The sequence below is a fragment of the Streptomyces sp. CA-249302 genome, from assembly GCF_050936785.1.
Classification (GTDB): domain Bacteria; phylum Actinomycetota; class Actinomycetes; order Streptomycetales; family Streptomycetaceae; genus Streptomyces.
The window spans coordinates 720678-733563 of the sequence record NZ_JBNJMG010000001.1; the positions used below are offsets into that span (position 1 = coordinate 720678).

13 protein-coding genes are annotated in these 12886 nt (G+C 69.7%); 2 read left to right on the plus strand and 11 right to left on the minus strand.

Translation table 11 applies throughout. The annotated features are described in order from the left end of the window. Positions 1-77: 77 nt before the first annotated feature. Genes ACQEWB_RS03255 through ACQEWB_RS03265 form a run of 3 tightly spaced genes read right to left on the minus strand, consistent with a single transcriptional unit; the run spans position 78 to position 3255 of the window. Positions 78-1094 (minus strand): asparaginase, encoded by a 1017-nt coding sequence (locus ACQEWB_RS03255; RefSeq protein WP_432826807.1) that lies wholly within the window; start codon positions 1092-1094, stop codon positions 78-80. A 32-nt stretch (positions 1095-1126) separates the two neighbouring features. Continuing rightward, complete coding sequence (locus ACQEWB_RS03260) at positions 1127-2581, minus strand: amino acid permease (RefSeq protein ID WP_432826809.1); 1455 nt, start codon at positions 2579-2581, stop codon at positions 1127-1129. Further along, entirely contained in the window at positions 2578-3255 is a 678-nt protein-coding gene (locus tag ACQEWB_RS03265) for a FadR/GntR family transcriptional regulator (RefSeq protein WP_432843625.1), read from the minus strand. Before ACQEWB_RS03265 ends, ACQEWB_RS03260 begins: the two co-directional genes overlap by 4 nt. Before the next feature lie 194 nt (positions 3256-3449). Between ACQEWB_RS03265 and ACQEWB_RS03270 the strand changes: the two genes are divergently transcribed. Continuing rightward, positions 3450-4139, plus strand: coding sequence for a GAF and ANTAR domain-containing protein (locus ACQEWB_RS03270; protein ID WP_432826811.1), 690 nt, complete (start codon positions 3450-3452; stop codon positions 4137-4139). Positions 4140-4293: 154 nt separating this feature from the next. Here the strand turns inward: ACQEWB_RS03270 and ACQEWB_RS03275 are convergent, their stop codons facing one another. The 5 genes from ACQEWB_RS03275 to ACQEWB_RS03295 all read right to left on the minus strand — a co-directional run bounded on the left by ACQEWB_RS03275 (position 4294) and on the right by ACQEWB_RS03295 (position 7546). Continuing rightward, positions 4294-5130, minus strand: coding sequence for an undecaprenyl-diphosphate phosphatase (locus ACQEWB_RS03275; protein WP_432826813.1), 837 nt, complete (start codon positions 5128-5130; stop codon positions 4294-4296). A gap of 73 nt (positions 5131-5203) precedes the next feature. Further along, a complete protein-coding gene (gene crcB, locus ACQEWB_RS03280) occupies positions 5204-5578 on the minus strand; it encodes a fluoride efflux transporter CrcB (protein WP_432826815.1) in 375 nt (124 codons plus the stop codon). Continuing rightward, entirely contained in the window at positions 5575-5955 is a 381-nt protein-coding gene (locus ACQEWB_RS03285; RefSeq protein WP_432826817.1) for a DUF190 domain-containing protein, read from the minus strand. Before ACQEWB_RS03285 ends, crcB (ACQEWB_RS03280) begins: the two co-directional genes overlap by 4 nt. Next, positions 5952-6413, minus strand: coding sequence for a fluoride efflux transporter CrcB (crcB, locus tag ACQEWB_RS03290; RefSeq protein ID WP_432826819.1), 462 nt, complete (start codon positions 6411-6413; stop codon positions 5952-5954). Before crcB (ACQEWB_RS03290) ends, ACQEWB_RS03285 begins: the two co-directional genes overlap by 4 nt. A 170-nt stretch (positions 6414-6583) precedes the next feature. Further along, positions 6584-7546, minus strand: a complete 963-nt coding sequence (locus ACQEWB_RS03295) for an SMP-30/gluconolactonase/LRE family protein (protein ID WP_432826821.1) — start codon at positions 7544-7546, stop codon at positions 6584-6586. Positions 7547-7682: 136 nt separating this feature from the next. Here ACQEWB_RS03295 and ACQEWB_RS03300 point away from each other — a divergent pair, with 136 nt between their 5' ends. Continuing rightward, positions 7683-8513, plus strand: a complete 831-nt coding sequence (locus tag ACQEWB_RS03300; protein WP_432826823.1) for a ribonuclease BN — start codon at positions 7683-7685, stop codon at positions 8511-8513. A gap of 16 nt (positions 8514-8529) precedes the next feature. Here the strand turns inward: ACQEWB_RS03300 and ACQEWB_RS03305 are convergent, their stop codons facing one another. The 3 genes from ACQEWB_RS03305 to ACQEWB_RS03315 form a co-directional block, all read right to left on the minus strand. After that, complete coding sequence (locus ACQEWB_RS03305) at positions 8530-8817, minus strand: ArsR/SmtB family transcription factor (RefSeq protein WP_432826825.1); 288 nt, start codon at positions 8815-8817, stop codon at positions 8530-8532. Between the two features lie 197 nt (positions 8818-9014). Next, a complete protein-coding gene (locus ACQEWB_RS03310) occupies positions 9015-10583 on the minus strand; it encodes a glycosyl hydrolase 53 family protein (RefSeq protein WP_432826827.1) in 1569 nt (522 codons plus the stop codon). A gap of 147 nt (positions 10584-10730) precedes the next feature. Then, positions 10731-12752 carry a beta-galactosidase gene (locus tag ACQEWB_RS03315; RefSeq protein WP_432826829.1) on the minus strand — a complete coding sequence of 674 codons (2022 nt, stop codon included), beginning with the start codon at positions 12750-12752 and terminating at the stop codon, positions 10731-10733. Positions 12753-12886 lie beyond the last annotated feature (134 nt).

Genomic DNA, 12886 nt, shown 5'->3' on the forward strand with positions numbered 1-12886 from the left:
TCTTTTGGGGGCGCGGGGAACTGCGCGACCAGCCACAACGGACCCGCAGCCGCGAAACAACAACTCGGCGGGACCCACTAGGCGCAAGCCGAGACCACAACCGGCTCGAGCGAACGAACCGGCCGCACACACCCAACCGCTCGCCCACCCCCAAGCAGCGCCTCACCGGCGAACTCGGTGAGCAGCCCCGCATCGACCCCGGCCCGAGCCAACGCCGCCGCAGCCACCGGAATCCGCGCCCGATTGGCCCCGTCCGCGATCTTCACGGCAACGGCCCGCCCATCAGGCAGCGCGGCAACCTGCACACCCTCGAAGCCGTCCTTGGCGAGCAGCCCCGGCACAGCAGCCATCAGCGCGGCCACGTCCCGCCCCGCACCGGACGCCATCTCCGCGTGCGAACGCATCGCGTCGGCCACCCGCGCCTCCGGCGTACCAGGAGCGGCGGCGGTGATCCGCGCACCCGCACGAGCAAGCCCGTGCAGCGACACAGAGAACAGAGGCGCCCCGCACCCGTCGACGGTCACCTGGGCGATCCGCTGCCCGGTGAGGTCCTCGACGATCTCGGCGATCGCCTGCTGCAGCGGATGCGCCGGGTCGAGACAGCCCTCGAGCGGCCAGTCATTGAGCACGCACGTGTACAGCATCGCCGCGTGCTTGCCGGAGCAGTTCTGCGCGAGCCGCGAGGGCTGCCGCCCCTCCCGCACCCACTCGTCCCGAACCACCGGATCGAACGGCATGTCGGGCACATTGCGCAGGTGATCCTCGCTCAGCCCGGCGAGCTCGAGGATCCGCCGCGTCCCGGCGAGGTGCCGCTCCTCGCCGGAGTGGCTGGCTGCGGTGAGCGAGAGAAGCTCACCGTCGAGCGGCAGCCCGGCCCGGACCATCGCGACGGCCTGCACCGGCTTGAGGGCCGACCGGGGATAGAACGCGGCCTCGATGTCGCCGAGCTGGAACTCGACCTGGCCACCGGCGTCGAGGACGACGACGGAGCCGTAGTGGATGCCCTCGACGACCCCGCCGCGTATCAGGTGGGCGACGGGGGCGTGGAGGGGCTCGCGGATCAGGGGTGCGTCCGCGACGGAACTGCTGAACATCACTGCCTCTTGTCAGGGGCGCGACGCGAGGGTCACGCGTCGGCTCCGGTCGTCGTGTTCTCGATGGACTTGCGGGCGACCCGGCCACGGATGCCGAACCATCCGCCAACCAGGGCTCCGACGATCAGCGGCAGGCACAGCACGGTGGTGCGGCCGGCGCCTCCGTCGGCGTACATGAGGACCAGGACGGAGGCGAGGAAGGCCAGCGTCACCAGTTCGGTCCAGGGGGAGCCCGGCAGTCGGTAGCCGGGGCGGGTCAGCTCGCCCTTCTGGGTCTTCTGCCAGAAGAGGAGGTGACAGATCATGATCATGCCCCAGGTGGAGAGGATGCCGATCGCCGCGAAGTTCAGGACGATCTCGAAGGCGTCCGCCGGGACCACGAAGTTGAGGCCGACGCCCAGGACACAGATACCGCTGGTGAGCAGGATGCCGCCGTACGGGACCTGGCTGCGGCTCATTACCGAGGTGAACCTGGGGGCCGAGCCGGACATCGCCATGGAGCGCAGGATGCGGCCGGTGGAGTAAAGGCCGGAGTTGAGCGAGGACATGGCGGCGGTGAGGACGACGAGGTTCATGACGCCGCCGGCCGCCGGGATGCCGATGTTGGAGAGCACGGTCACGAAGGGGCTCTCGCCCGCCGTGTACTTGTTCCAGGGCAGCAGCATCGAGAGCAGGACGACCGAGCCGACGTAGAAGATGCCAACGCGCCACATGATCGAGTTGATCGCCTTCGGCATGATCTTCTCGGGGTTCTCGGTCTCGCCCGCCGTGACGCCGACCAGCTCGACGGAGGCGTAGGCGAAGACCACGCCCTGGATGATCAGCAGCATGGGCAGCAGGCCGTTGGGGAAGATACCGCCGTTGTCGGTGATCAGGGACGGGCCGGGGGCGGCCCCGTCGACGGGGTGCTGGGTGACCAGCAGGAAGATGCCGATGCACATGAAGACCACCAGCGCGCTGACCTTGACGATCGCGAACCAGAACTCCAGCTCGCCGAAGATCTTGACCGAGATCAGGTTGACGGTCAGGACGACCGCGAGGGCGATCAATGCGATCAACCATTGAGGAATGTCGGAGAACATGCCCCAGTAGTGGGTGTACGTGGCCACCGCGGTGATGTCGGCGATGCCGGTCGTCGCCCAGTTGAGGAAGTACATCCAGCCGGCGGTGTACGCGCCCTTCTCGCCGAGGAACTCACGGGCGTACGACACGAAGGCGCCGGAGGAGGGCCGGTACAGCACGAGTTCGCCGAGGGCGCGCACGACGAGGAAGGCGAAGACGCCGCAGACCGCGTAGGCGATGAAGAGGGACGGGCCGGCGTCGGCGAGCCGGCCGCCCGCGCCGAGGAAGAGGCCGGTGCCGATGGCCCCGCCGATGGCGATCATGTTGACGTGCCGGGACTTCAGGGACTTGCTGTAGCCGGCGTCTCCGGCGTCGACGTGCTGGGACGAGGGGCGTGTCTCGTCTTTGAGGAACTGCTCGCTCACGCCTCGGGTCCGCCTTCCGCTGGGGTGTCCGTGCGCGCGGGGCGCACGATGTCGGTGAGGGTCGTCTCGACGCGGTCGAGGTGGTGCGCCATGGCGTCCACGGCGTCGAGTTCGGAACCGTCCATCAGCGCCTCGACGATCGCCCGGTGCTCGCGGTTGGACTGCTCGCGGCGTCCGCCCAGCTCGTTGAGGAAAGCCGACTGACGCGCCAGTGCGTCGCGGATCTCCTCGATGACCCGGCGGAAGACCGGGTTCTGGGCGGCCTGGGCGACAGCGAGGTGGAACAGCGTGTCGAGGGCGACCCAGGAGGTGGTGTCGGTCTCCCGCTCCATGCGCTCCAGCAGGTGCGCCAGGTGGTCGAGGTCCTCGGACGTGCGGCGCACGGCCGCGTAGCCCGCCACCGGGATCTCCACATGACGGCGCACTTCCAGCAGGTCGCTGGCCGCGTAGTCGCCGAACGTGGGGTCCTCTACGGTGCTGGCGACCACGAAGGTGCCCTTGCCGGTCTTGGAGACGGTCAGGCCCATCGTCTGCAGCGCCCTGAGGGCCTCGCGCAGCACGGGCCGGCTGACCTCCAGGGTGCGGCAGAGCTCCGCCTCGGAGGGCAGCTTGTCCCCCACCACGTACTCGCCGTGCTCGATGGCGGCACGCAGATGCGCCAGGACCGCTTCCATCGCGCTGATGCGCCGCGGACCCTGACTGGCTGTCTTGCTGTCTGACAGGTTCACGAGAGCGATCCTGCGGGTGACGGGCCGGAGCTGTCAAGGGAGGCTGGAGAGGAAACTCATGGGGCGGGCGGCCGGAAAGGAGTGGGAAAGGCTGGGTAGACGCCTTGTTGGCCGGCACGGGCCGAGAGGCGGAGGACGATATGGACTGGGCTCGGTTCGCGCAGCAGATGGCGGCGATGGCCCGCGATCTGCTCGCCCAGGAATCGGTCGACGCCACCCTGGAACGGATCACCCACTCGGCGACCGAGCTGGTGGAGGGCTGTGACGCGGCGGGCATTCTGGTACTGCACGGCACCGAGGTGGAGACCCTCGCCCCCACGGAGCAGCTGGTCGTCGACAGCGACGAGCTACAGGGGCGGCTGAGTGAGGGGCCGTGCTTCGAGGCCGCCCGCACCTTGCAGGGCGAGCGGGTCTTCCGCATCGCGGACTTCACCGAGGCCAACCCGCCCTGGCCCGCCTATGCCGACCGGGCTCGCACCCTCGGCATCGGCAGCATGATGGGCTTCCTGCTGTTCACCGAGGACGAGGAGTTCGGGGCGCTGAACCTCTACTCCCGCAAGCCCGGCACCTTCACCGAGGCCAGCGAACTGGCCGGCTGGCTGCTGGCCTCCCATGCCGCCGTCGCCTTCTCCAGCGCACGCTCCCACGCCCAGATGGAGCAGGCGGTCGCCACCCGGCACCTCATCGGCGAGGCCATGGGCATCCTCATGGGCGCCCACAACCTCACCGAGGAGCAGGCCTTCGACGCCCTCCGCCGCTTCTCGCAGGAGCAGAACATCAAACTCCGCGAGGTCGCCCGCCGGGTCTGCGAACAGGGCGGGGCGTCCTGACACACGGGGCGGCTCCCCCGGCTCGTGGTCTGAACCAGAGGAGCCTGACCGGGTCAGCCCCCAGGGGAACGCCGCTGAACCCGCTCTGAACGCCAAGTCCCCAGCCCGGCCCCCTTCACTCATCCGGCGCCCGGACGACCGGGGCCGACTTCCGTCAGCTGTTGAGGGCACCCGAGCTGAGCAGCCCCAGCAGCAGCACGCCCACGACGATCCGGTAGATCACGAAGGCGTTGAAGGAGTGCTTGGCCACGTACTTCAGCAGCCAGGCGATGGAGGCGTAGGCGACGACGAACGACACGATCGTGCCGACGGCGAGCGGGGCGGCGCCCACGCCCGCGCCGAGCGCGTCCTTGAGCTCGTACAGGCCGGCGCCGGTCAGGGCCGGGATGCCGAGGAAGAAGGAGAGGCGGGTGGCGGCGACGCGGTCCAGGTCGAGGATGAGGGCCGTGGACATGGTGGCGCCGGAGCGGGAGAAGCCGGGGAAGAGCAGGGCGAGGATCTGCGAGCCGCCGACCAGCATCGCGTCCTTGAACGTGGTGTCGTCCTCACCGCGCTTGTGCCGGCCCATCTGGTCCGCCGCCCACATCACGCCACTGCCGACGATCAGCGAGGCCGCGACCACCCACAGGGAGGCGAGCGGACCCTCGATGAGCGGCTTGGCGGCCAGACCCACGATCACGATCGGGATGGTGGCGTAGATGACCCACCAGGCGAACTTGTAGTCGTGGTGGTACCGCTCCTCCTTGTTGCGCAGGCCTCTGCCCCACGCGGAGACGATCCGCACGATGTCCTTGAAGAAGTACAGGAGCACGGCGGCGATCGCGCCGACCTGGATGACGGCCGAGAACCCCACGACGGCGTCGTCGTCGACGGGGATGTTCATGAGCCCCTCGGTGATCTTCAGATGGCCGGTGGAGGAGACGGGCAGGAACTCGGTCAGTCCCTCGACGACTCCGAGGACGGCGGCCTGGCCGACGTTGATGACGCTCATGGGATCCAGTTCTGGAGGAGTTGGTCGACAGTGCTGTAGACAGTCTTACTACGCGCGGGAGCGGTCCGGGTAATCAGGCCCACAGGGCCTGGGCGATCGACACCCCGACGAATGCCGCACCGAGACCCGCCGTCACGCTCCCCACGACGTTGGCGGCAGCGTAGAGCCCCGCCCCCGTCTCGGTAAGCCGCAGGGTCTCGTACGAGAAGGTCGAGTACGTCGTGAGGGCCCCGCACAGGCCGGTGCCGAGGAGCAGTTGCAGGTGGGAACCGGCCGCTCCCTGGGCCGCGGCGCCCGTCAGGAGACCGAGGATCAGGCAGCCCGTGACGTTCACCGCGAAGGTGCCCCAGGGGAAGACCGTGTCGTGCCGGGACTGCACCGCGCGGTCGGTGAGGTAGCGCAGCGGGGCGCCGACCATGGCGCCCGCGATCACCAACAGCCAGTTCACAACGACCTCTTACCCTTCCTGTCCGTTTTGCCGGAGCTGCTCTCGCGGCCGACGTACCTGATCACCTCGCAGTCGTCGAGGATGACGAGTCCCTCGCCGACAAGTTCGTCGAGCTCGGGCAGGAAGGCCCGTACCCGCTCCTCGGTGTCGACGATGACGATCGCGACGGGCAGGTCCTCGCTGAGGGAGAGCAGCCGCGTGGTGTGGATCAGGGAGGAGGCGCCGAAGCCCTCGATGCCGCGGAAGACACTGGCGCCGGCGAGCCCGGCCGCGTGGGCGCGGTGCACGATCTCGGAGTAGAGGGGCTTGTGGTGCCAGGTGTCGTTCTCGCCGATGAAGACGGTCACGCGCAGGGCGTTGCCGGTCAGCCTCGTCATGGCTGCCTCCACTTCAGGACTCGGCGGCACGCGGCGACCGCGAGCCAGACCGCGGAGAGGGCCGCGAGCAGGGTCGCGGCGAGGTAGGCCAGTCCCGTGCGGGGATGGCCGGAGTCGACCAGGCGCTGGATGTCGACGGCGTACGTGGAGAAGGTGGTGAAGCCGCCGAGGACACCGGTGCCGAAGAACGGGCGGACGAGGCGGTGGGCGGCCCAGACGTCGGTGATGATCACCATGAACACGCCTATCACGGCGCAGCCGACGACGTTGGTCCAGAAGGTCGCCCAGGGGAATCCGCCCGGCGGGGTGGGCCACCACTGGGCGAGTGCGTAGCGGGCGGTGGCACCGATGGCCCCGCCCAGGGCGACCACCGCGAGGATCGGCGCCTGGGCGCGCCAGGCCGGCGGTCGCGGGGCCCGGGGACGGGTGCGGAGGCTCTCGGCTTCCGGGGCTGTCATGGTCGTACGTCTCCTACTCGCCGGGGCCCGGGCATACGGGCGCCGCTCCGTCGCAAGTAGGGACCGTTGGCGACACCGATGCCGCGGTTCGGGTACGGCGGGCCCCACCGCCGCGCCGCGATCACGTGGTCGCGGCCGGGCTACAGGGTAGCGCCCGGCCCGGACCGTGGTCATTTCGGGGCGGGCCGCTCGCAGACCGCGATGCCCCGCTCCCACAGGCTGCCGAGCACCAGGTGGCCGGCGGCCTCGCAGACGCTGGTCACCATGCGGAAGCCGGAGCGGCGGCGGGCGAGGTGGTGGACGGTTGCGCCCTGGTCGTCGACCGCGAGGACGCCGACGGTGCCGGCGGGACGGTACGGGGCGTGTACGGCGATGCGGGCGGCGGCGCCGCGGACGGCGGGCGGGGTGCGGTGCAGCAGGTCGAGCGGCGGGAGACGCGGGGAGGCCAGGGAGACCCAGATCGGCCCGTCCGGCGCGCCGCGCCAGATGTTGTCGGGCATGCCGGGCAGGTTCTCGGCGAAGGGCTCGCCGTGCCCGGCCTTCGGGCCGGTGAGCCAGTAGCGGGTGAGCCTGCGGGCGCCGGTCTCGGCGACGACCAGGAACGATTCGTCGGCCGAGAGCGCGAGGCCGTTGGCGAACTGGAGCCCCTCCAGCAGCACTTCGGGCACCTCGCTGCCCGGCTGGAGGCGCAACAGCCGCCCCGTCCCGGTGTGTTCGACGATGTCGCCGATCCAGTGATCCAGGGGGTGCACCCGGCTGGAGACGGTGAAGCAGACGCTGCCGTCGGACAGGGCGACGACGTTGCTGCAGAACCGCAGCCGCTCCCCCGCCACCGAGTCGGCGAGGATACGCACGATGCCCTCGCGCAGGTCGACGCGGAGCAGGCCGAGTTCGGCGTCGCAGACCAACAGGGCGTCGTCCGGCAGGAGTTGGAGGCCGAGCGGTCGGCCGCCGGTCTCGGCGAGCACTTCGACCCGGGCGGGTGCCTCGCCGGTCAGGCCGTCGATGCGCAGGATGCGGCCGTCCTCCACACCGGTCAGCACACGTCCCCGGTCGTCGGCGACGACGTCCTCGGGGCCGCGGCCGCCGATGGCGACGTAACGCAGCGGGACGAGCGCGGTGGGTCGGTCCATGTGAAACCTCCTCGTCGAGGTCGGGACAGTTCATGCTGGCACGTAGGAGGTGGTCCGCCGGGCGCGGGGTCACTCGATCAGGTTTACCTCGACGCTTTCCCGGCCACTGAGGACATCGCCGAGAAGGAGTGGTCCCATGTCACGGTCGGCCCGCTGGTGGCACCGGTCGGGGCTGGCCGAGCTGCACCGCCGGGGCCGGGAGCTGGAGTTGCTGCACCGGGCCCTGGGGTTCGCCACGCTCGCGCTGGTCACGCTGGCGCCGCTGCTGATCGTGGTCGCGGCGGCGGATCCGCTGGGCCATGGCGGGTTCGCGCTGTGGCTGGTGGACGGGATGGACCTGTCCGGGCGGTCCGCGCGGGCCCTGTCGGAGGTCTTCGGCCCGACCAGCAAGGTGGTCGGCACCGCCGGCGCGCTGAGCGTGGCGCTGCTCGCACTGTTCGGGCTGTCGTTCGCAGCGAGCGTGCAGAACGGCTACGAGCGGATCTGGATGCCGTCGGCCGGTCCGTGGCACCGGATCTGGCGGCAGGCGGTCTGGCTGGTCGTGCTCATGGCGTACGTGTACACCCAGGTGCAGACCCGGAACGTACTGGAGGGACCGCCCCGCATCCTGCTCAGCATGGCGGCCGGGGTGCTGTTCTTCTGGTGGGGTCCGTACTTCCTGCTCAACCGCCGGGTGCGCCGGCTGCATCTGCTGCCCGGCGCGCTCGCCACGATGGCGGGCCTGGTGGGCCTGCGCTGGTTCTCGTACCTGGTGTTCACCCCGCTCCTGGTCACCAACGCGATCAGCTACGGCCCGGTCGGCACCATCCTGGTCGTGGAGTCCTGGCTGGTCGGAGTGGGCTTCGTCGTCTACGGCGGTGCGCTGATCGGCCGGCTGCTGTGCGAGCGGTTCGGATACACGGAGGAGGAAGCCCCGCCCACCGAGACGCCCGGGGACCCCGCCCGGTCGCCCGAAGGCAAGGTCTAGGCCCAGAACACCGCGCCTACCAGCCCTTCTCGAACATCCGCGCCACCTCGGCGATCCGGACCTCGTCGCGCCGGTAGTAGGTGCGCGGGCCGATCCTGCGGGCGGTCAGCAGGCCCATGTCCGCGAGCAGACCGAGATGGGTGCCGGCGACCGCGCTGGGCACGCCGAGTTTCGCGGCGACGGCCTCCACGGTCACGCCTCTTTCGACGCCGCCCCCGTGCGACTGCGGTGGGAAATGATCGGCGGGGTCCTTCAGCCACTCCAGGATGTCCAGCCGTGTCTCGCCGACGGAAGTCCTCAACATCGCGTCCCCTTCTCCGGACGGACCACCGCAAACCGCGTCCTCCCACTGTCCCGCAGGACCCGCCGTCGTGTCCGGGACTCGGAGCTCCTTGTCCGGTACCGAACGGTCCGCTTCCTCCGGGCGCGTCGGTCCCGGACCCCGTACGAAAAGGGCGAGGGCCCGGCCGCTCCCCTGCGGCCGGGCCCTCTTCTCATGGTTCAGCGATGGCTGAACCAGCTCATGGCGGAAGTGGCCTTGTTGGAGTAGTCGAACAGGGCCTGGTTCTCCCAGCCGTTGCCGGAGGTGGAGTCGGTCGGGTCCCAGCCGTTGCCGGTGACCGCGGTCCAGGTCGCCTCCCAGTAGAAGACGCCGAGTCCCTTGTTGCCGGGGACGGCCTCGACGATGTTCGCGACGGCGTTCATCCACGCCAGCTGGCCCGCCTGGGTGGCCGGGTAGCCGGTGACCAGTTCGGCGCTGGTGTCGATCTGGTTCTCCAGCGAGTCGTTCTGGGACAGCGTGAACGGGTAGGCCGTCTCGGCGACGAACACCGGCTTGCCGTAGCGGGAGACCACGTCGTCCAGGGTGGTCTGCGCGGCGGCGAGGGAGCCGTGCCAGTAGCCGTAGTACGACAGCCCGATCACGTCGTAGTTGATGCCGTAGGCCTTGGCGTTGTCGAACCACCAGCGGACCGTCGCGTCGTCACCGGCGTTCGCCAGGTGCAGCGCGACCTGGGTGCCGGAGGAGACCGCCTTGACCGCGCTGTAGCCGGAGTTGATCAGGCCGGCGAGCTGCGACCAGTTGTCGGTGGAGCCCTCGGACCACAGCATGCCGCCGTTGATCTCGTTGCCGACCTGGACCATGTCGGCCGTGGTGCCCTGGGCCTTCAATGCGTTCAACACGTCGTACGTGTGGTTGTACACGTCCGTCTTGAGTTGACTGTAGGTGTGCGAGGACCAGGCGGCCGGCTTGGTCTGCTTGCCCGGGTCGGCCCAGGTGTCCGAGTAGTGGAAGTCGACCAGCAGCTTCATGCCGGCGGCCTTGATGCGCTTGGCGACGGCCAGGACATGCGTCTTGTTGTTGTAGCCGTCGGCCGGGTTGACCCACACCTTCAGGCGCGCGTAGTTCATGCCGGCGTTCTTCAGGATGGTGACCGCGTCGCCGGTGGTGCCGGAGCTGGTCTTGTAGACACCGCCGAGGGCCTCGCTCTTGGCGAGGGACGAGATGTCGGAACCCTTGATCGACAGTCCGGTCGAGCCGGATGCGAAGGTCAGGTCGTCAACATTGATCCAGTTGCCCGCGTTCGCGTCACTGTTGATGCTGATGGTGCACTGGTTGTTGGTCACGTTGATCGACGTGACGATCCGCACCCAGCTGCTGGTGGAGACCGGCAGATCGGTCTTCTGCTCCGAACTGCCGCAGTTCTTCAGGGATATGTACGCGGAGTTCTGACCACCGCTGGAGCGGACCCAGGCGGTGAGCGTGTAGTTGCCGTTGGTCAGGCCCGACAGGTACTGGTACGTCTCCACCTTGTAGGCGGAGGCGGAGTAGTTGGCCAGGCGGTAGCTTCCGCTGTGGCCACCGGACTCGGTGTACGAGGCCGAGTTCTGACCGGCCGCCGAGTACGTCGACCAGCCGGTCGGCGTCGCCGTGCCGGTGCCGTCGGACTCGAATCCGCCGTTGGTGAGCGTGCTGGCGGCCTGCGCGCTGGGGGCGGGCAGGGCGACGAGGGCGAGCCCGGCCACGAGCGGCAGCAGCAGGGCCCTTAGTGTGCGTCTGGGATGGAACATCTTCGTCCGTCGTCCCTTCGACGTGATGGGGATGGGGCGTCCCCTCCAGTGGGGGTTTCCCCGATGGGGGTTCCTTCCGGTGGCACCCGGAGGGAGAGCCCCTCCGCCCGCGGCTCTCGTGGCACGCGCGGGCGGAGGGGAGTCGGCTCAGCCGTCCAGTCGTACGACCCGGACGGCTCCCGCGGGCAGGGCGAGGCGGCCCGCGGCGCGTTCACCGGTCAGCAGCTCGGTGCCGTGCGCGTCCAGCGGCACCTTGGCGTCCGACGTGGTGTGGTTGATGGCGAACAGGTAGCTGCCCGACTCGCCGGTGCGGCGCACGACCTCGACGTCGCGGGGCAGGTCGGCGCGCGGGGCGATCCGGGCGTCCTCGAGTGCCCAGCCCAGCAGGGCGTCCAGGCCCTCGGCGCCGAGGCGGGTGGAGACGTACCAGGCGGTGCCCTCGCCGAGGTGGTGGCGGGTGACGGCCGGGTGGCCGGCGGTCAGGCCGTCGGCATAGGTCCAGACGGTCTCGGCACCGCGCGGAACGACGAACTCGCTCCACACGTCGCCGGCCAGCTCGGAGCCGTCCGGGCCGGTGACGCGCACCAACTGGCCCTGGAGCAGCGGCGAGAACTCCTCGACGGTCAGGCCGAGCACGTCCCTGAGCGCACCCGGGTAGGCGCCCGCGTGGACGGCGTCGTGCTCGTCGACGATGCCGGAGAAGTACGAGACGACGAGGGTGCCGCCGTTCTCGACGTACTCCCTGAGGTTGTTTCCGGCCGCCTCCGTCATCAGGTAGAGGGCGGGCACGACGACAAGGGGATACCTCGACAAGTCGGCTTCCGGGTGGGCGAAGTCGACGGTGAGGTGGCGGTCGTAGAGGGCCTCGTAGAAGGCATCGGCGCGCTCGCGCGGGTCGTGGTCCTCGCTGGGGCGCCACTCCAGGTTCTGCGCCCACCAGGAGTGCCAGTCCCACAGGACGGCCACGTCGGCCTCGGTGCGGGTGGAGCGGACGGTGCTCAACGAGTCGAGGGACGCGCCGAGTTCCACCACCTCACGCCACACGCGCGTGTCGGTGCCGCCGTGCGGGAGCATCGCCGAGTGGAACTTCTCGGCGCCGCGCCGGGACTGGCGCCACTGGAAGAACATCGCGCCGTCGGAGCCGCGGGCCACATGGGCGAGGGAGTTGCGGGCCATCTGGCCGGGGGCCTTGGCGGGGTTGCGGGGCTGCCAGTTGACGCCCGAGGTGGAGTGCTCCAGGAGCAGCCAGGGTGCGCCGTCGGCGACGGAGCGGGTGAGGTCGGCGGCCATCGCGAGGTTGACATGGGTGCGGCGGCCGTCGGTGATCAGGTAGTGGTCGTTGGTGACGAGGTCCACCTCGCGGCCCCAGGCCCAGTAGTCGACGGAGTCGCACTGGCTGAGCGCGGTCATGAAGTTGGTGGTGACCGGGATGCCGGGTGCGAGGCGGTGCAGGATGTCCCGCTCCATGACGAAGTTCTCGCGCATGGTGGCGTCGGCGAAGCGCTTGTAGTCCAGCGCCTGCGCCGGGTTGACGGCCGTGGGGGTGGCACGCGGCGGGTTGACCTGCCCGAAGTCTCCGTAGCGCTGTCCCCAGAAGGCCGTGCCCCAGGCCTCGTTGACGGCTTCGACGGTCTGGTACGTCGACTCCAGCCAGCGCCGGAAGTGGGCGGCGCAGGAGTCGCAGTAGCAGGCCGAGACGGGGACGCCGTACTCGTTGTGCACGTGCCACATCGCCAGGGCCGGGTGTGCGCCGTAGCGCTCGGCGAGCCTGGTGGTGATCGCCGCGGCGGCCGCGCGGTAGTCGGCGTTGCTGTGACAGATCGCGGCGCGGGAGCCGAACTCGTAGCGCACGCCCTCGCGGCTCACCGGCAGCGCCTCGGGGTGGGCGCGGTAGAACCAGGCGGGCGGACAGACGGTGGGTGTGCCCAGGTCGACGCGTATGCCGTTCTCGTGCAGCAGGTCGATGATCCGGTCGAGCCAGCCGAAGTCGTACTCCCCGGGTGAGGGCTCGAGGAGCGCCCAGGAGAAGATTCCGACACTCACCATGGTGACGCCGGCCTCGCGCATCAGCCGGACGTCCTCGTGCCAGACGCTTTCCGGCCACTGCTCGGGGTTGTAGTCCCCACCGAAGGCGAGCCTGGTGAGGCCCCTGGGGCTGGTCTCCGGCATGGATCTCTCCCGTTTGGTCGATCATTTGGGAACGTGCACACACAGCGGCGGCGGTGCGAGCCCAACATAACCGCACAGCAACAACCATTGACAAGTGTCCGGGATGTTTCTCTACTGTGAACGCTCACAGAGCA